This window comes from Pseudomonas serboccidentalis (assembly GCF_028830055.1).
Lineage (GTDB): Bacteria > Pseudomonadota > Gammaproteobacteria > Pseudomonadales > Pseudomonadaceae > Aquipseudomonas > Aquipseudomonas serboccidentalis.
On sequence record NZ_CP101655.1, the window covers coordinates 3,599,759 to 3,616,771 of the forward strand.

At 61.2% G+C, this 17,013-nt stretch carries 16 protein-coding genes; 7 read left to right on the forward strand and 9 right to left on the reverse strand.

Annotated elements, in window-relative coordinates; translation table 11 throughout:
• The first annotated feature begins 7 nt into the window (after window positions 1–7).
• The gene (locus tag NN484_RS16265) at window positions 8–2,329 is read left to right on the forward strand and encodes a hybrid sensor histidine kinase/response regulator (RefSeq protein WP_274657477.1); all 2,322 of its coding nucleotides are present in this window, start codon (window positions 8–10) and stop codon (window positions 2,327–2,329) included.
• On the opposite strand, the gene NN484_RS16270 is transcribed toward NN484_RS16265, so the two are convergent.
• The 3 genes from NN484_RS16270 to msrB all read right to left on the reverse strand — a co-directional run bounded on the left by NN484_RS16270 (window position 2,313) and on the right by msrB (window position 3,753).
• Window positions 2,313–2,774, reverse strand: coding sequence for a MarR family winged helix-turn-helix transcriptional regulator (locus tag NN484_RS16270; protein ID WP_127648760.1), 462 nt, complete (start codon window positions 2,772–2,774; stop codon window positions 2,313–2,315). The two genes, NN484_RS16265 and NN484_RS16270, sit on opposite strands and share 17 nt — an antisense overlap.
• A complete protein-coding gene (locus NN484_RS16275) occupies window positions 2,771–3,256 on the reverse strand; it encodes a glutathione peroxidase (RefSeq protein WP_127648761.1) in 486 nt (161 codons plus the stop codon). Before NN484_RS16275 ends, NN484_RS16270 begins: the two co-directional genes overlap by 4 nt.
• Window positions 3,257–3,357: 101 nt before the next feature.
• Window positions 3,358–3,753 carry a peptide-methionine (R)-S-oxide reductase MsrB gene (gene msrB, locus NN484_RS16280; protein ID WP_215501977.1) on the reverse strand — a complete coding sequence of 132 codons (396 nt, stop codon included), beginning with the start codon at window positions 3,751–3,753 and terminating at the stop codon, window positions 3,358–3,360.
• A gap of 223 nt (window positions 3,754–3,976) precedes the next feature.
• Here msrB and NN484_RS16285 point away from each other — a divergent pair, with 223 nt between their 5' ends.
• Complete coding sequence (locus NN484_RS16285) at window positions 3,977–5,188, forward strand: pyridoxal phosphate-dependent aminotransferase (RefSeq protein WP_127648763.1); 1,212 nt, start codon at window positions 3,977–3,979, stop codon at window positions 5,186–5,188.
• A gap of 304 nt (window positions 5,189–5,492) precedes the next feature.
• Entirely contained in the window at window positions 5,493–6,380 is an 888-nt protein-coding gene (htpX, locus tag NN484_RS16290; RefSeq protein WP_007964827.1) for a protease HtpX, read from the forward strand.
• A 199-nt stretch (window positions 6,381–6,579) separates the two neighbouring features.
• Here the strand turns inward: htpX and NN484_RS16295 are convergent, their stop codons facing one another.
• Window positions 6,580–7,236 carry a thiopurine S-methyltransferase gene (locus tag NN484_RS16295; RefSeq protein ID WP_274657478.1) on the reverse strand — a complete coding sequence of 219 codons (657 nt, stop codon included), beginning with the start codon at window positions 7,234–7,236 and terminating at the stop codon, window positions 6,580–6,582.
• A 103-nt stretch (window positions 7,237–7,339) separates the two neighbouring features.
• Between NN484_RS16295 and NN484_RS16300 the strand changes: the two genes are divergently transcribed.
• Window positions 7,340–8,107 (forward strand): DODA-type extradiol aromatic ring-opening family dioxygenase, encoded by a 768-nt coding sequence (locus NN484_RS16300; RefSeq protein WP_215501979.1) that lies wholly within the window; start codon window positions 7,340–7,342, stop codon window positions 8,105–8,107.
• Window positions 8,108–8,268: 161 nt separating this feature from the next.
• On the opposite strand, the gene NN484_RS16305 is transcribed toward NN484_RS16300, so the two are convergent.
• A complete protein-coding gene (locus tag NN484_RS16305) occupies window positions 8,269–9,942 on the reverse strand; it encodes a DEAD/DEAH box helicase (protein WP_007964821.1) in 1,674 nt (557 codons plus the stop codon).
• Window positions 9,943–10,364: 422 nt separating this feature from the next.
• Here NN484_RS16305 and NN484_RS16310 point away from each other — a divergent pair, with 422 nt between their 5' ends.
• The gene (locus NN484_RS16310) at window positions 10,365–11,156 is read left to right on the forward strand and encodes a crotonase/enoyl-CoA hydratase family protein (protein ID WP_127648766.1); all 792 of its coding nucleotides are present in this window, start codon (window positions 10,365–10,367) and stop codon (window positions 11,154–11,156) included.
• A gap of 115 nt (window positions 11,157–11,271) precedes the next feature.
• On the opposite strand, the gene NN484_RS16315 is transcribed toward NN484_RS16310, so the two are convergent.
• The gene (locus tag NN484_RS16315) at window positions 11,272–12,027 is read right to left on the reverse strand and encodes a spermidine synthase (protein WP_274657479.1); all 756 of its coding nucleotides are present in this window, start codon (window positions 12,025–12,027) and stop codon (window positions 11,272–11,274) included.
• Window positions 12,028–12,180: 153 nt separating this feature from the next.
• Between NN484_RS16315 and NN484_RS16320 the strand changes: the two genes are divergently transcribed.
• Window positions 12,181–13,527, forward strand: coding sequence for a class II 3-deoxy-7-phosphoheptulonate synthase (locus NN484_RS16320; RefSeq protein ID WP_274657480.1), 1,347 nt, complete (start codon window positions 12,181–12,183; stop codon window positions 13,525–13,527).
• A gap of 206 nt (window positions 13,528–13,733) precedes the next feature.
• Here NN484_RS16320 and NN484_RS16325 read toward each other — a convergent pair whose 3' ends face one another.
• Complete coding sequence (locus NN484_RS16325) at window positions 13,734–14,960, reverse strand: winged helix-turn-helix domain-containing protein (protein WP_274657481.1); 1,227 nt, start codon at window positions 14,958–14,960, stop codon at window positions 13,734–13,736.
• Window positions 14,961–15,024: 64 nt separating this feature from the next.
• Complete coding sequence (locus NN484_RS16330) at window positions 15,025–15,246, reverse strand: DUF1127 domain-containing protein (protein WP_007964812.1); 222 nt, start codon at window positions 15,244–15,246, stop codon at window positions 15,025–15,027.
• Between the two features lie 96 nt (window positions 15,247–15,342).
• On the opposite strand from NN484_RS16330, the gene NN484_RS16335 reads away from it, so the two are divergent.
• A complete protein-coding gene (locus tag NN484_RS16335; RefSeq protein ID WP_047295460.1) occupies window positions 15,343–16,197 on the forward strand; it encodes a LysR substrate-binding domain-containing protein in 855 nt (284 codons plus the stop codon).
• On the opposite strand, the gene NN484_RS16340 is transcribed toward NN484_RS16335, so the two are convergent.
• Window positions 16,187–16,936, reverse strand: a complete 750-nt coding sequence (locus tag NN484_RS16340) for a sulfite exporter TauE/SafE family protein (protein WP_274659304.1) — start codon at window positions 16,934–16,936, stop codon at window positions 16,187–16,189. The two genes, NN484_RS16335 and NN484_RS16340, sit on opposite strands and share 11 nt — an antisense overlap.
• Between the last annotated feature and the right edge of the window lie 77 nt (window positions 16,937–17,013).

The following is a 17,013-nucleotide window of genomic DNA, read 5'->3' on the forward strand; positions in this document are numbered from 1 at the left end:
TCACCCTATGGATATCAAATTCACCCACCGGCTGTCTTACAAGCAAGCCAGATTCACTGTGCTGGTCGGGTTCATTCTGGGCACGCTGCTCAGCCTGCTGCAAATCGGCATCGATTATGCCAGCGAAGACGCCTCCATCAACCGTGAAATCCTGTCTTTGCTGGAAATCAGCCACAATCCGGCATCTCGAATCGCCTACAACATCGATTCCGAACTGGCCCAGGAACTGACCCTGGGTCTGCTGCGTTCGCCGGCGATCATCTCTGCGCAACTGACCGACAACAATGGCAACGTCCTGGCCAGCGTCAAACGCCCGGAGCTGCAAAGCGGCTATCGGATCATCAGCGACTTCCTGTTCGGTGCCAAGCGCGAATTCGAAGACCGCCTGTACCTCGACCACTTGCCCAACGAGTCGCTGGGCATTCTGAGCCTGGAAGTCGACACCTACGCGTTCGGCAGCCGGTTCCTGCGCCGCGCCGAAATCACGCTGTTCAACGGCTTTGCCCGCAGTCTGATCCTCACCGGGATTCTGCTGGCCTTGTTCTACGTGATGCTGACCAAGCCACTGGTGCGGCTGATCCGCGAACTCAGCGCACGCGATGCGCGCAGTGCGGAACCCACAATGCTGGAGTGTCCGGCCGGACACGCCAACGACGAAATCGGTGTGCTGGTCAGGGTTGCCAACCAGCAGTTCGACAACATCGCCACAGAAATCCAGCAACGGCGCAACGCCGAAAACCGCCTGACCGATTACCTCGGGCAACTGGAGCACATCGTTTCGGCGCGCACCGCCGAGCTGAAGGCCATCAACGCCCGGCTCAGCCAGTCCAACCAGGAACTGGAAGTGGCCCGCAGCACCGCACTGGACATGGCCGAAGCGCGTTCGGCGTTCCTCGCCAACATGAGCCACGAGATCCGCACTCCGCTCAACGGCTTGCTGGGCATGATCGCCCTCTCCCTCGACGGGCCGCTGAACGCCGAGCAGCAGCAACAACTGTCGATTGCTCATGACTCGGGCAAGGTCCTGGTGGAGTTGCTCAACGATATTCTCGACCTGTCCAAGTTCGATGCCGGGCAGCTGGAACTGGAACACATCCCGTTCGACCTCGGTTCACTGATCGAGGACACCGCCAACCTGTTGTCACAGAATGCGGCGCCCAGTGTCGAGCTGACGTGCCTGATCGACCCGCACTTCCCGGCATTGGTGTTGGGGGATCCGACCCGGGTGCGGCAGATTGTCAGCAATCTGCTCTCCAACGCACTGAAGTTCACCCGTTTCGGCCGCGTCGATGTGCGTCTGTCCACCCACCAGGACGGGGTACGTATCGAAGTCTGCGACACTGGCATCGGCATCGCCCAGGACGCCCAAGTGAAAATCTTCCAGCCGTTCACCCAGGCCGGTGCCGGCATCACCCGTCAGTACGGCGGCACCGGCCTCGGTCTGGCGCTGACCTACAACCTGTGCGAAGCCATGCAGGGTCGGCTGACGATCAGCTCCGAGGCCGGTTTCGGCAGTCAATTCTGTGCCGACCTGCCGCTGCCATGCCACACCCGGGCGGTCATGCCGCCGCCGCTGCACGGCAAGGTGCTGGCGATCACCGCTGCCAGCAGCGGGCTGGCAGAGTTGCTCAAGACGCTGCTGCCGGTGTGGGGCGTAACCTATGAGCAGCGCACCATGGACGACCCGTTGCTGGGCCTCTCCCCAGACTTGCTGATCACCGATTGCCCGGAATGTCTGTTCAGTCTGCGCCCGACGCTCAGCGCGCCGATCCTGGTGGTGACGGCCTATGGCAGTTTCATGCCCGGTGAAGAAGCCGCCGCGCTGGCACCGTTACAGCAGCAAGCGCGGCCGCTGGCGCGCAACGCGCTGTATCAGATCCTGCGGCGCATCCTGCTGGCCGACATCACCACGATCAACGACGCGCGCCTTGACAGCCAACCGGTTCAGCGGCGCGGAAAGGTGCTGCTGGTGGAGGACAATCCGGTCAACCAACTGGTGGCCAAAGGCATGCTCGGCAAGCTCGGCTGCGACGTGGTGGTTGCGGCCCACGGCGCCGAAGCGCTGGATCAACTGGAACACGATGAATTCGATCTGGTACTGATGGACTGCAACATGCCGGTGATGGACGGCTACGAAGCGAGCCGGCAGATTCGCCAGAGCGGGCGCTGGCCGCACCTGCCGATCGTCGCGCTGACCGCCAACGCCATGTCCGAGGAGCGCGAACGTTGCCGTGCCGCTGGCATGAGCGATTACCTGGCCAAGCCGTTCCGCCGCGAAGAGCTGGCGGCCCTGCTCGACCAATGGATCCCGACTACGTCAGCGCTTTGATCTGCCCCAGCAGGTGATCGAGGCCATTGCGCAAATCGTTGAGCCGATCAAGATTCACCCCGCTGTCGCACAACAAGCGAGCCTTGAGCGGCCCGACCTGTTCGCGCAGCGCCTGCCCTTGCGGCGTCAGGCTCAGATGAACTTCACGCTCATCACGCGCCGCACGCTGACGCTGCACCAACTGCAGTAGCTCAAGACGCTTGAGCAGCGGCGTCAGGGTGCCGGAATCCAGCGCCAGACGCTCGCCCAGAGACTTGACCGTCGGTTGCTCCGGCGCACTGTCCTGCCATTCCCACAGCACCAGCATAGCCAGGTATTGCGGATAGGTCAGGCCGAGCTGATCGAGCATCGGCTTGTAGGCGCGAATCACCGCCCGGGACGCGGCATACAACTTGAAGCACAACTGATTGTCGAGCTTCAGCGAATCAACGGGCAGGCTGTTCATTTGAGCAGGGCTTCGATCTCGCCGGTCAGGTCCTGCGGCTTGGTGGCCGGGGCAAAACGCTTGACCAACTGGCCATCCTTGCCGATCAGGAACTTGGTGAAGTTCCACTTGATGCCTTGGGAGCCGAGCACACCCGGAGCGCGCTTTTTCAACTGCACAAACAGCGGATGGGCGTCGGCGCCGTTGACGTCGATCTTCTTGAACAGCGGGAAGCTGACGCCGTAGTTCAGTTCACAGAACTCGCTGATCGCACCCTCGTTGCCCGGTTCCTGCTTGCCGAACTGATTGCACGGGAAACCCAGTACCACCAGGCCCTGATCCTTGTAGGTCTGCCAGAGTTGTTCCAGCCCCTTGTATTGCGGGGTGAAACCGCATTTGCTGGCCGTATTGACCACCAGCACCGCTTTGCCGGCGTAATCGGCGAGGGTCTTTTGCTCGCCCTTGATGTTCGTGACCGGGATATTCAGCAGGTTGTCGCTCATGGGTCGGCTCCGCGGGTTATCGGGAAAGGCCAAACATAGCGAGCAATTAAATTGTGTGCAATTTAATTATCCGAAAGGCGACCCACAGGTCGCCCGTTCGATTACTCGCGTGGCACCAGATCCAGGCACACCGAGTTGATGCAGTAACGCAGGCCGGTCGGTGGCGGACCGTCAGGGAATACATGCCCCAGGTGCGCATCGCAGCGGGCGCATTTGACCTCGGTGCGAATCATGCCGTGGCTGGTGTCGCGGATTTCGGTCATGGCGCTTTCGCCGATCGGCGCATAGAAGCTCGGCCAGCCGCAGCCGGAATCGAATTTGGTCGTGGAATCGAACAGCGGCTCATTGCAGCAGACGCAGTGATAGACGCCGTCAGTCTTGGTGGCGTTGTATTTGCCGGAGAACGGCCGTTCGGTCGCACTGAGACGGCACACGTTGTACTGTTCGGGGTCGAGCATCGCACGCCATTCTTCCAGGGTTTTTTCCAACTTTTCCATCATCACACCTCAGCGGCTGAAAAAGCCCGATCTGTATCTTTTCCACGGATCGGGTGGCACGTATGATTGCGCCTCGTCACACGCCAGTCTGGCAGCCAGACCGGGCGCATTCAAACGGATTCTCGGCGCCACGGCGCAAGACTCCGCCTGTGCGAAGACGCAGGAATCCCAGCACGGTTGTCCATCCGCCGTCTGGATCGTTCATTTTCGGGATCACATCGCCATGCAGTTCAGCAAATCGAACAAGCTCGCCAACGTCTGCTACGACATTCGCGGTCCGGTGCTCAAGCACGCCAAACGTCTGGAAGAGGAAGGCCAGCGCATCCTCAAGCTGAACATTGGCAACCCGGCGCCATTTGGTTTCGAAGCACCGGACGAAATTCTCCAGGATGTGATCCGCAACCTGCCGACGGCGCAGGGCTACAGCGACTCCAAAGGTCTGTTCAGCGCACGTAAAGCGGTGATGCAGTACTACCAGCAGAAAAATGTTGAAGGTGTCGGCATCGAAGACATCTACCTGGGCAACGGCGTGTCCGAACTGATCGTGATGTCGTTGCAGGCGCTGCTCAACAACGGCGACGAAGTACTGGTGCCGGCGCCGGACTACCCGCTGTGGACCGCCGCCGTGAGCCTGGCCGGTGGTAACGCCGTGCACTATCTGTGCGACGAGGGTGCCAACTGGTTCCCGGACCTTGCCGACATCAAGGCCAAGATCACCCCGAACACCAAGGCCATGGTGATCATCAACCCGAACAACCCGACCGGCGCGGTGTATTCGAAGGAAGTGCTGCTGGGCATGCTGGAAATCGCCCGTGCGCACAATCTGGTGGTGTTCTCCGACGAGATCTACGACAAGATCCTCTACGACGATGCCGTGCACGTCTGCACCGCTTCGCTGGCCCCGGACCTGCTGTGCCTGACCTTCAACGGCCTGTCGAAATCCTACCGCGTGGCCGGTTTCCGCTCCGGCTGGATAGCCATCTCCGGGCCGAAACACAATGCCCAGAGTTACATCGAAGGCATCGACATTCTGGCCAACATGCGCCTGTGTGCCAACGTGCCGAGCCAGCATGCGATCCAGACCGCGCTGGGCGGTTATCAGAGCATCAACGACCTGGTGCTGCCGCAAGGTCGCCTGCTGGAGCAGCGCAACCGCACCTGGGAGTTGCTCAACGACATTCCGGGCGTCAGCTGCGTCAAGCCGATGGGCGCGCTGTATGCGTTCCCGAAGATCGACCCGAAGGTCTGCCCGATCCACAACGACGAGAAATTCGTCCTCGACCTGCTGCTCTCCGAGAAGCTGCTGGTGGTGCAAGGCACGGCGTTCAACTGGCCGTGGCCGGATCACTTCCGGGTGGTCACCCTGCCGCGTGTCGACGATCTCGAGATGGCCATCGGACGCATCGGTAACTTCCTCAAGTCCTACCGCCAGTAACCGGTCAACAGTGCGCAACGGCCCCCACGTTGCGCACTGTCTGATTCAGCAACACTTCTGCCCTCCCCGCCTCGCTGCACCTTCTACACTTGCGATTCATATGGCTTGCACGCATCTGACGTAATGGCGGCGGGCGGCGGCTGTCTGTCATCCCTTTCGGTTTCGGTCGTGGGGAATGACCTGCAGACCATGGAATTCGCTGTAGGACACAGTTTGAAATAGTCACTCGGTTGAATCACCCCGTGCCGCACCTTATATACCCCGCAGTACGCTACATCTTTAGCTTGAGGAGATTTCTACAACCATGATGCGCATCCTGCTGTTTTTGGCCACTAACCTGGCGGTCGTGCTGATAGCCAGCATCACCCTGAGCCTGTTCGGCTTCAACGGGTTCATGGCGGCCAACGGGGTTGATCTCAACCTCAGTCAGCTGCTGGTTTTCTGTGCGGTCTTTGGTTTCGCCGGTTCCCTGTTCTCGCTGTTCATCTCCAAGTGGATGGCGAAGATGAGCACCAGCACCCAGATCATCAGCCAGCCACGCACCCGGCATGAGCAATGGCTGCTGCAAACCGTCGAGCAACTGTCCCGCGAAGCCGGGATCAAGATGCCTGAAGTCGGTATTTTCCCGGCCTACGAAGCAAACGCCTTCGCCACCGGCTGGAACAAGAACGACGCGCTGGTCGCGGTCAGCCAGGGCTTGCTCGAGCGCTTTTCGCCGGACGAAGTGAAGGCCGTACTGGCGCACGAAATCGGTCACGTGGCCAACGGTGACATGGTCACCCTGGCATTGATCCAGGGCGTGGTGAACACCTTCGTGATGTTCTTCGCGCGGATCATCGGCAACTTCGTCGACAAGGTGATCTTCAAGAACGAAGAAGGCCAGGGCATCGCCTACTACGTGGCGACCATCTTCGCCGAACTGGTTCTGGGCATCCTCGCCAGTGCCATCGTCATGTGGTTCTCGCGCAAACGCGAATTCCGTGCCGACGAAGCCGGCGCACGTCTGGCCGGCACCAACGCGATGATCGGCGCCCTGCAGCGCCTGCGCGCCGAACAGGGCCTGCCGGTGCACATGCCGGACACCCTGAATGCCTTTGGCATCAACGGTGGCATCAAGCAGGGCTTTGCCCGCATGTTCATGAGCCACCCGCCGCTGGAAGAGCGTATCGACGCGTTGCGTCGTCGCGGTTGATCCATCGGGTGCAGTAACGAAAAGGCCCGCAGCGATGCGGGCCTTTTTTGATTGATTGAAATAATTGTTTGCTCATTCTGCCCCTATCGCGAGCAGGCTCACTCCTACAGGGTTCTGTGGTGCACGCAATTCGCGAGTCACCACAAATCATTGTAGGAGTGAGCCTGCTCGCGACAGGGCCGACACTGACTGCAAAAATCTACTGCCCAGAAACCCGGTAAACCCGCTCCTCCAACCGCGTCACCCCCGCCTGCAGGAACTTCCAGCTCTCCCCCAGCACATCCTGCTCTTCCAGCATCCGCACCTGCCAGGCACCACCCAGCAACCGCTGCACCTCGTCGTCGTCAACCGCAAACGGCGGCCCGGACATCTGCGCCTGATCGTAATCCAGCGTGATCAACAGCCCTTGCACAGTCGGCGGCAGGATCTGCTGCAGATGCGCCGCGTAACGCTCACGCATCGCTGGCGGCAAGGCAATCAGTGCCGCCCGGTCATAGAACGCTGCGCAATCCGCCACATCGCCTGCGGTCAGTGCAAAGAAATCCCCGCACCACAACTCGATGGCGTCGGCACGGTAGACCTTGAACGGCCCTTTGTCGCTGACCTGCGGCGTTACCTGATGCTCACTGAAAAAGTCCTCGATGGCCTTCTTCGACAACTCCACCCCCAGCACCTGATGACCACGCCCGGCCAGCCACAGCAGATCCAGACTCTTACCACACAACGGCACCAGCACCCGCGCTTGCGCCGGGAGGGTCAGTTGCGGCCAGTGACCTTGCAGATACGGGTTCACCTCAGGCTGATGAAAACCGATCTGATTGGATTCCCACTTCTTGTGCCAAAACTCAGGCTGCATGCATCCCCCCAATAAATTCGATCAAAAGGCGTTAAAACTTATATTAGATTTAGATCAATGATCTGACTGAAGATGGGCCATCTTACCGCTCAGGAACCTTTCCATGTTTCCCAGCCTGTTTATCTCCCACGGCTCGCCGATGCTGGCCCTGGAACCCGGCGCCAGTGGCCCGGCCCTCGCACGTCTGGCGGCCGAGCTGCCGAAACCCAAAGCCATCGTCATCGTTTCTGCCCACTGGGAGAGCCAGGAACTGCTGGTCAGCAGCAATCCGCAGCCGGAAACCTGGCACGACTTCGGTGGCTTCCCGCGCGCCCTGTTCGAAGTGCAGTACCCGGCCCCCGGTGATCCGCAACTGGCAGCCGAGGTCGCCCAATTGCTACAAGCCGCGCATCTGCCGGCACGCCTCGATCCGCAACGACCTTTCGATCACGGCGTGTGGGTGCCACTGTCGCTGATGTACCCACAGGCCGATATCCCGGTGGTGCAGGTGTCGCTGCCGAGTCGCGGCGGCCCGGCGTTGCAAACCCGTGTCGGGCAAGCGCTGGCGAGTCTGCGCGATCAGGGCATTTTGCTGATCGGTTCCGGCAGCATCACCCACAACCTGCGCGAACTGGACTGGCACGCCGGGCCGGAAAGCGTCGAGCCGTGGGCCCGGGACTTCCGCGACTGGATGATCGACAAGCTGGCGGCCAATGACGAAGCGGCCTTGCACGACTACCGCCAGCAAGCACCAAATGCGGTGCGCAGCCATCCGAGCGATGAGCATTTGTTGCCGCTGTATTTTGCCCGCGGTGCCGGGGGTGAGTTCAGCGTGGCGCACCGGGGGTTCACCATGGGTGCGCTGGGCATGGATATTTATCGTTTCGGTTAAAAGCAAAAGATCGCAGCCTGCGGCAGCTCCTACAGGAGGAACGCGTTCCAACATGTAGAAGCTGCCGCAGCCTGCGATCTTTTGATCTTGAAAGACAGGCAAAAAAAATCCCCGAACCAGTCGGGGATTTTTTATGTTCGATCAATCAGCCCAAGGGCAGATCAATCTTCGCGGTAGCGACGCAGTTTCAGCTGCTTGCCAGCGACGCGAGTGTCCTTCAGCTTGGTCAGGAGTTTGTCCAGACCATCTTCCGGCAGCTCGACGAGGCTGAAGCTGTCACGCACCTGGATGCGACCGATTGCTTCGCGGGCCAGACCACCTTCGTTGAGGATGGCGCCCAGCAGGTTCTTGGCGGCGATACCGTCACGCGCACCCAGCGCGGTACGGCAACGGGCACGACCTTCGCCCAAAGGCATTGGCGCGCGACGCTCGCGGTCACCACGATCCGGACGATCACCGGAACGCTCAGGACGGTCACCACGCGGTGCGTTGTTCGGCACCAGTGGACGTTCCTTCTCGATCGCTGCCAGGTTCAACGCTTGACCGTTGGTAGCTTTGCGCAGCAGGGCTGCAGCCAGTGCACGCGGGGTGCAACCGATGTCAGCGGTCAGACGATCCAGCAGTTCGCCGTGAGTCGACTCGGCATCAGCGACCAGCGGCGACAGGCTGTTGGTCAGTTTCTTGATGCGTGCATCGAGAACCGCCTGAGCGTCCGGCAGACGCACTTCGGCAACCTTCTGACCGGTGACACGCTCGATCACTTGCAGCATGCGGCGCTCACGCGGAGTCACCAGCAGCAGCGCACGACCTTCGCGACCGGCACGGCCGGTACGGCCGATACGGTGCACGTAGGATTCCGGATCGTACGGCATGTCCACGTTGAATACGTGGGTGATGCGCGGAACGTCCAGACCACGGGCAGCAACGTCGGTCGCGACAACGATGTCCAGACGGCCATCCTTGAGCGAGTCGATGACGCGCTCACGCTGGTTCTGGGCGATGTCACCGTTCAGCGCAGCGGCTTTGTAGCCTTTGGCGTCCAGGGCACTGGCCAGATCCAGGGTCGCTTGCTTGGTGCGCACGAACATGATCAGAGCGTCGAAATCTTCCACTTCCAGCAAGCTGAGAACGGCAGAGGTCTTCTGGTCAGCGTGAACCAACAGGTGAGCCTGTTCGATCGCGGTAACGGTCTGGGTCTTGCTCTGGATCTTCACGTGCTTCGGATCGCGCAGGTGGCGCTCGGCGATGGCACGGATCGACTGCGGCAAGGTGGCCGAGAACAATACGGTCTGACGGGTTTCCGGCATGGCCTTGAAGATGACTTCCAGGTCGTCCATGAAGCCCAGTTTGAGCATTTCGTCCGCCTCGTCCAGAACCAGGTGGTTCACGGTGGCGAGGACTTTTTCGTCACGACGCAGGTGGTCGCACAGACGGCCCGGAGTGGCGACAACGATCTGTGCGCCATTACGGATTGCTTTCAATTGTGGGCCCATCGGCGCGCCGCCGTAGACAGCCACAACAGTTACGCCCGGCATTTGCTTGGCGTAGGTTTCGAAAGCGGTTGCAACTTGCAGCGCCAACTCACGAGTTGGGGCCAGGATCAGAGCTTGCGGCTCGCGCTTGGACGGATCAATGCGGTGCAGGATAGGCAGGGCAAAGGCAGCGGTTTTACCGGTACCGGTTTGCGCCTGACCAATCATATCGTGACCGGCGAGGATGATCGGGATCGACTGCTGCTGAATGGCCGAAGGCTCTTCATAGCCGGTAGCGACTACTGCAGCGACAATATTGGGATGAAGTTCAAGAGCGGCGAAGCCGCCGATTTCCTGGGTCATGGGTCTGCCTCTAAGTGCATCCGCAAAGACCCATGCTCCAAAGCTGCACATGCCGTGTTGAGACTCAAGAGTCGCCCTGGCAGCTTTGTCGGCGGGGATTTGCGAAAACGTATGAATGAAAAAGAATCGTCAAGGAAGAGCCCGCAGTGCGGACATGCAGCCGAAGCTGACTTCGGGGAATTGCGCTACCTAAACGCGGCCCGGTTAAAGGCCGGCGCGCACTATACCGGAATTTGCCCAAAAAGGGAGCTTTTTTTATCGCTTGAATCCGTGTGTCACCGCTGTGTAACGGGGTTTTGCGGATAATCAGGCGAAGGTCTATTTTTCAAAAGGCCCGGCCCTGCGGGTGATGACGCTTAAACGATTCACCGATGTGCGGCATACCGTCGCTGCACCCGCCCTTCCCGCCCGAGGATTTACCCATGAATCAGCCCTGCCCCGGCCGCGTCAGCCGTGAACGTCGTGGTCATGTCCACTTGATAGGCCTGGATCGAGCCGCCAAACGCAACGCATTCGACCTCGACCTGCTCAACGCGCTGAGTCTGGCCTACGGTGAATTCGAGGCCGACAGCGAGGCGCGGGTAGCCGTGGTGTTCGGGCATGGCGAGCACTTTACCGCGGGTCTGGATCTGCTCAACGTCAGCGCCGCCCTCGCCGAAGGCTGGCAGGTTCCGACCGGCGGTTGCGACCCCTGGGGGGTGTTCGTCGGGCCACGGGTCAGCAAACCGGTGATTGTCGCCGCCCAGGGTTACTGCCTGACCATTGGCATCGAGTTGATGCTCGCGGCGGATATCAACCTGTGCGCGAGCAACACCCGCTTCGCGCAAATGGAAGTGCAGCGGGGGATTTTTCCTTTTGGTGGCGCGACGTTACGTTTTCATCAGGTGGCTGGCTGGGGCAACGCGATGCGCTGGCTGCTGACCGGTGATGAGTTCGACGCGCATGATGCCTTGCGCTTGGGTTTGGTGCAGGAAGTCATGGCCAGCGAGGACCTGTTGCCGCGAGCGCTCGAACTGGCCGAACGGATTGCCCGGCAGGCACCGCTGGGGGTTCAGGCGACGCTGATGTCGGCGCGGCAGGCGCGCTATGAAGGCGAGACGGCGGCAGCGCAGGGGTTACCGGCGCTGGTGAAGAAGTTGCTGGGCAGTGAGGATGCCAAGGAGGGAGTGCGGTCGCTGGTAGAGAGGCGGCCTGGAATCTTCAAAGGGATCTGATGAACTGCGCCCCCTGTAGGAGCTGCCGAAGGCTGCGATCTTTTGACTTTGGTTTTAAAAACAAGATCAAAAGATCGCAGCCTTCGGCAGCTCCTACAGTTGACCGAGTCCCCACTCAGGTGGCTGGGCGGATACTGTTGATCAACGACTGCAACGAATACCCCAACTTCGGCGCCAGCGCTTCGGCCCGGGCCGTCAGGGCCTGCATGTCGAGTGCCTGATCGAGGTCTGCCGGCACAATCAGAATCACGTTGCCCTCCTTCACCGGCAGCTCCCAGTAATGCCGGTGATAGAGCCCGCGCAACAGCGCGGCGCCCAGTGGCTTGCCGTCATCGGTGGCCCACTGGTTGATCACCAGCCAGCCGCCCGGATTCAGGTGTTTCTGGCAGTCACCGAGGAAACTCCAGGCCAGATGCCCGACACCCGGGCCGACGTCGGTGTAGAGGTCGACAAAGATCAGATCCGCAGGCTCGGCGGTCGGCAGCAGCTCCAGCGCATCGCCGACACGAATGTAGAGCCTCGGGTCGTCATCCAGTCCAAGGTATTCGATGGCCAGGCGCGGCACATCCGGGCGCAGTTCGATGGCTTCGACGTCTTCCAGCGGCAGGAACTTGAGGCAGGCCTGAGTCAGCGTGCCGGCGCCGAGGCCGAGAAACAGCGCGCTCTCCGGTTGCTCATGGCACAACGCGCCAATCAGCATCGCCCGGGTGTAGTCGTACTCCAGCCAGCTCGGATCGGCGGTGAACACGCAGCTTTGCTCAATCGCGTCGCCGAACTCCAGAAAGCGGTAATCGGCCACTTCCAGCACGCGAATCACGCCGAACTCATCCTGTACCTCGGCGAGCAGATGCTCGACGCGCTCCTCAGTCATTTCGTCTCCTGATGGTCACCGGGCGCGGTGACGCGATGGCACCGCTCAGGCGCCGTGGCAAAGCGGCGATTGTCGATGATGGGGCGGGAGCAGGTCACGCACTAATTGCTGCTACCATGGGCTTCCCGTGCGTAGAACCCTTTAGAGACCGTGATGAGCCAATCCTGGAGCCCTGACAGCTGGCGCGCCCTGCCGATCCAGCAACAACCCCAATATCCCGACGCTGCGCATCTGCGCCAGGTCGAGCAGACCCTGGCCAGCTACCCGCCGCTGGTGTTTGCCGGCGAAGCGCGCGAGCTGCGCCGACAGTTTGCCGAAGTGACTCAGGGCCGGGCATTCCTGCTGCAGGGCGGCGACTGCGCGGAAAGCTTCGCCGAGTTCTCCGCGGCGAAGATTCGCGACACGTTCAAAGTGTTGCTGCAGATGGCGATCGTCATGACCTTCGCCGCCGGCTGCCCGGTGGTCAAGGTCGGGCGCATGGCCGGCCAGTTCGCCAAGCCGCGTTCGGCCAACGATGAAACCATCGACGGCGTGACCCTGCCGGCCTACCGTGGCGACATCGTCAACGGCATCGGTTTCGACGAAAAAAACCGCGTGCCGGATCCCGAGCGTCTGCTGCAGTCGTATCACCAGTCCACCGCCACCCTGAACCTGCTGCGCGCCTTCGCCCAGGGCGGGTTTGCCGACCTGCATCAGGTGCACAAGTGGAACCTCGATTTCATCGCCAACTCGGCGCTGGCCGAAAAATACAGCCACCTCGCCGACCGCATCGATGAAACCCTGGCGTTCATGCGCGCCTGCGGCATGGACAGCTCGCCGCAACTGCGCGAAACCAGTTTCTTCACCGCCCACGAGGCGCTGCTGCTGAACTACGAAGAAGCCTTCGTGCGTCGCGACAGCCTGACCAACGATTACTACGATTGCTCGGCGCACATGCTGTGGATCGGCGACCGCACCCGTCAGCTCGACGGCGCCCACGTCGAATTCCTGCGCGGGGTGAACAACCCGATCGGGGTGAAAGTCGGCCCAAGCATGAACCCGGACGATCTGATCCGCCTGATCGACGTGCTCAACCCGGACAACGATCCGGGCCGCTTGAACCTGATCGCGCGGATGGGCGCGAACAAGGTCGGCGATCACCTGCCGGCGCTGCTCCGTGCGGTGCAGCGCGAGGGCAAGCAGGTACTGTGGAGCTCCGACCCGATGCACGGCAACACCATCAAGGCCAGCAGCGGCTACAAGACCCGCGACTTCGCGCAGATCCTTGGTGAGGTGAAACAGTTCTTCCAGGTGCACGAAGCCGAAGGCACTTATGCCGGCGGGATTCACATCGAGATGACCGGGCAGAATGTCACCGAGTGCATTGGGGGTGCACGGCCGATCACTGAAGACGGGCTGTCGGACCGTTATCACACCCACTGTGATCCGCGGATGAATGCCGATCAGTCGCTGGAACTGGCGTTTTTGATTGCTGAAACGCTGAAACAAGTCCGCCGCTAGACCGCGTCGCCCCTATCGCGAGCAGGCTCACTCCCACAGAGATTTTTGGGTGACCTGGATCCCTGTAGGAGCTGCCGAAGGCTGCGATCTTTTGATTTTGTTTTTAAGACCAGGATCAAAAGATCGCAGCCTTCGGCAGCTCCTACATTGACCGCGTCAATATACAAACCCCTTGTAGGAGTGAGCCTGCTCGCGATGGCGTTAGATCAATCACAACCGATCTGCGCCAATGCCACCCGCAACCGCCCTGCACTCTCGCGCTGACAATTGAGCTGCACCCGCCCCAGCCCCAACCAATCCGCCATCCGCCGCAAATTCAAAGCCAGCGCCAGCATCCCTTCATCCTCCAGCCCAGGCGTCTCCTCGTGCACCGCATGCACCGCCAGGCGTCCTGTCGCCCTCTCGGCACGCAGATCCACCCGGGCGGCAATCCGCTCGTTGTGCAGAAACGGCAGCACGTAATAGCCGTAGACCCGCTTGTCCTGCGGCGTATAGATCTCCAGCCGATAGCGGAAATCAAATAACCGCTCGGTGCGACTGCGCTCCCAAATCAACGAATCGAACGGCGACAACAACGCACTGGCGACAACTTTGCGCGGCACTTTCGGCTCCGGCAGGCAATAGGCGATCTGTCGCCAACCGGCGACTTCACAGGTCTGCAACTGCCCGTCCTCGACCAGTTCCGCCAGACGCGGGCGGGCGTCCCCCGGGCTCAAACGGAAATAATCCCGCAGGTCCTTCTCCGTCCCCACGCCCAGAGCCTGCGCCGCGTGCAGCAGCAAGCCACGCTGTGCGCAGGCTTCATCCGGCAGCGGCTGCTGCAGAATCGGCGCGGGGATGACCCGCTCCGGCAAATCATACAAACGCTCAAACCCGCGACGGCCGGCCACCGTCACTTCACCGGCGGCGAACAACCATTCCAGCGCATGCTTTTCCGCGCTCCAGTCCCACCATGGCCCGGCCTTGTCTTCGCGGGTCGACAGACTGCCGGCACCCAATGCGCCCTGCTCCTCGACCGAAGCCAGAACCCGGCGAATCGTCGCCTGCTGCTCACGCCCGAATCTGGCCAATTGCTGATAAATGTCCTCGCCACGTCTGGCGCGCTGCATCCGCCAACCCAGCAACGGATACATCGTCAGCGGCAGCAACGACGCTTCGTGGCCCCAGTATTCGAACAGCGTACGGCGTCGCCCCGAACTCCAGGCGGCCTGGTCGAGCAAGTCAGAGGAATAGGAACCGAGACGGGAAAACAGCGGCAGGTAGTGCGAGCGCACCACGGCGTTGACGGAGTCGATCTGTAGCAGCCCCAGCCGTTCGATCAACCGGTTGAGCTGTGGCGCCCGGACGGTTGGCGGCTGGCGCCCGTTGAACCCTTGGGCAGCCAGCGCCAGACGTCGCGCCTGTTTGAGGGAAAAGGCCAGAGTCGCGGGCATGAAGATCTCCTTGTCTGCTCGCAACCTACCTCACCTGAAAGTGGTTTGTGTAGTAAGGCCCTGATCATTTATGCATCGGATCGTCCCAGAACGGCCGAATGGCCTCGTGCTCGACGTCGGCCCGACTGACCCCGATGTCCTTCAGCGCTTCGTCGCTCAGACTGGCGAGCAACTCGCGTTCACGGTGCAATTCATACCAGCGACTAAACTTGTGCAGCAGGTCAGAAACGATATGGCCGTGGCCGGAAAATTTTGTGTCGTCTACATACTCTCTTTGACCTTTCATCGTGTTGCCCTCCTTGTGGATGGCTCAAGTCTCGCGCTGGCGCTAAGATCAATCCAACGAATGTTTCTGATGGCATTCATCACGGAGATTCATCAATTGTCGGCCTACCCCAGTATCGATACCGATGTCCTGCGCACCTTCGTCGCGATTGCCGATCAGGGTGGGTTTACCCGCGCCGGCGAAATGGTCAACCGCACGCAATCGGCGGTGAGCATGCAGATGAAGCGTCTGGAAGAAGACGTGTTGCAGCGCCAGCTGTTCGAGCGTGACGGACGTCAGGTGCGCCTGACCGCCGAGGGCCAGGTGCTGCTCGGGTATGCGCGGCGCATCCTGAAATTGCACAGCGAGGTGTTCAACACCCTGCGCGAGCCGCACATGGTCGGCACCGTGCGCATCGGTACGCCGGACGATTACGTGATGCGTTTCCTGCCGGGGATCCTCTCGCGGTTCGCCCAGTTCTATCCGCTGATCCAGATCGAAGTGCATTGCGAGTCCAGCAAGCAGCTGTTGCAGCGTACCGACCTGGATTTGTCGATCGTCACCCGCGAGCCGGGCAACGAGATCGGCCAGTTGCTGCGCAAGGAGCGTTTCGTCTGGGCCGAGGCGCAAAATTTCAGCGCCCACGAGCAGACGCCGTTGCCGCTGGCGATGTTCAACAGTGATTGTTTCTGCCGCTTGTGGGCGTGCAATGCGCTGGACGCGATGGGCCGCGACTACCGCATCGCCTACAACAGCACCAGCCTGTCGGCGCTGATGGCGGTGGTAAGCGCGGGTCTGGCGATCACCGCGCAACTGGAAAGCCTGATCACCCCGGACATGCGCATTCTCGGCGCCAACGAAGACCTGCCGTTGCTGCCCGAGGCCAGCATCATGCTGATCCGCAACCTGAACAATCCGTCGCCGATCACCGAGTGCCTGGCCGAGCACATCGTCGAAGGCTTCAAACTTTAAACGCGAGCATCACCGCACACAGCACCAGAAAACCGCAGAACAGCCCGCGCAGCAGCCTTTCCGGCATGGCGTGGGCGACTTTCACGCCCCAACTGATGCTCGCCAGGCCGCCGATGGCCAGCGGCAGGCCGATCATCCAGTCCACCTCGTGATGCACCGCGTACGTCACCAACGTCACGCCGGTGCTCGGCAACGCCAGCGCCAGCGACAGGCCCTGGGCGACCACTTGGCTGGTGCCGAACAGGCTGGTCAGCACCGGCGTCGCCACCACGGCCCCGCCGACACCGAACAGCCCGCCCATGGTCCCGGACGCCGCGCCAAGCACACCCAGCCATGGCCATGAGTAACGCATCTCGGAGGTCGCCGCGGGCCGCGCGCCGAACATCCGCACCAGGTTGTAGACCGACAACACGATGAGGAACGCGACAAAGCCGATGCGCATGGTCTGCGCATCGATGCCCACCGCCCAGATCGAACCGATCCAGGCAAAGCAGAAGCCCATGACCGCCAGCGGCAGCGCATGGCGCAGTTCGATGCGATTGCGCTGGTGATAGCGCCACAGCGCCAGCATCACGTTGGGCACGACCATTACCAGCGCCGTGCCTTGGGCGATCTGCTGATCGAGGCCGAACCAAACGCCCAGCAGCGGAATCGCGATCAGGCCACCGCCGATGCCGAATATGCCGCCTAATGTGCCAAGGGCGGCGCCAAACAGCAGGTACAACAAGAACTCGATCACAGCGATTTCCTCATCCGTCAGGCGGTTCATCCTACGCAGTCGAGGCTGGCGGGGAAACGCACAGCAACGCACAATGG

What these genes read in the sequence shown, in the direction of transcription:
- NN484_RS16315 (WP_274657479.1), bottom strand. Translation starts at nt 12,027, where the DNA reads ATGACTGAGGAGCGCGTCGAGCATCTGCTCGCCGAGGTACAGGATGAG.
- NN484_RS16265 (WP_274657477.1), top strand. Translation starts at nt 8, where the DNA reads ATGGATATCAAATTCACCCACCGGCTGTCTTACAAGCAAGCCAGATTC.
- NN484_RS16300 (WP_215501979.1), top strand. Translation starts at nt 7,340, where the DNA reads ATGTTTCCCAGCCTGTTTATCTCCCACGGCTCGCCGATGCTGGCCCTG.
- htpX (WP_007964827.1), top strand. Translation starts at nt 5,493, where the DNA reads ATGATGCGCATCCTGCTGTTTTTGGCCACTAACCTGGCGGTCGTGCTG.
- NN484_RS16320 (WP_274657480.1), top strand. Translation starts at nt 12,181, where the DNA reads ATGAGCCAATCCTGGAGCCCTGACAGCTGGCGCGCCCTGCCGATCCAG.
- NN484_RS16270 (WP_127648760.1), bottom strand. Translation starts at nt 2,774, where the DNA reads ATGAACAGCCTGCCCGTTGATTCGCTGAAGCTCGACAATCAGTTGTGC.
- NN484_RS16295 (WP_274657478.1), bottom strand. Translation starts at nt 7,236, where the DNA reads ATGCAGCCTGAGTTTTGGCACAAGAAGTGGGAATCCAATCAGATCGGT.
- NN484_RS16275 (WP_127648761.1), bottom strand. Translation starts at nt 3,256, where the DNA reads ATGAGCGACAACCTGCTGAATATCCCGGTCACGAACATCAAGGGCGAG.
- NN484_RS16305 (WP_007964821.1), bottom strand. Translation starts at nt 9,942, where the DNA reads ATGACCCAGGAAATCGGCGGCTTCGCCGCTCTTGAACTTCATCCCAAT.
- msrB (WP_215501977.1), bottom strand. Translation starts at nt 3,753, where the DNA reads ATGGAAAAGTTGGAAAAAACCCTGGAAGAATGGCGTGCGATGCTCGAC.
- NN484_RS16325 (WP_274657481.1), bottom strand. Translation starts at nt 14,960, where the DNA reads ATGCCCGCGACTCTGGCCTTTTCCCTCAAACAGGCGCGACGTCTGGCG.
- NN484_RS16310 (WP_127648766.1), top strand. Translation starts at nt 10,365, where the DNA reads ATGAATCAGCCCTGCCCCGGCCGCGTCAGCCGTGAACGTCGTGGTCAT.
- NN484_RS16330 (WP_007964812.1), bottom strand. Translation starts at nt 15,246, where the DNA reads ATGAAAGGTCAAAGAGAGTATGTAGACGACACAAAATTTTCCGGCCAC.
- NN484_RS16285 (WP_127648763.1), top strand. Translation starts at nt 3,977, where the DNA reads ATGCAGTTCAGCAAATCGAACAAGCTCGCCAACGTCTGCTACGACATT.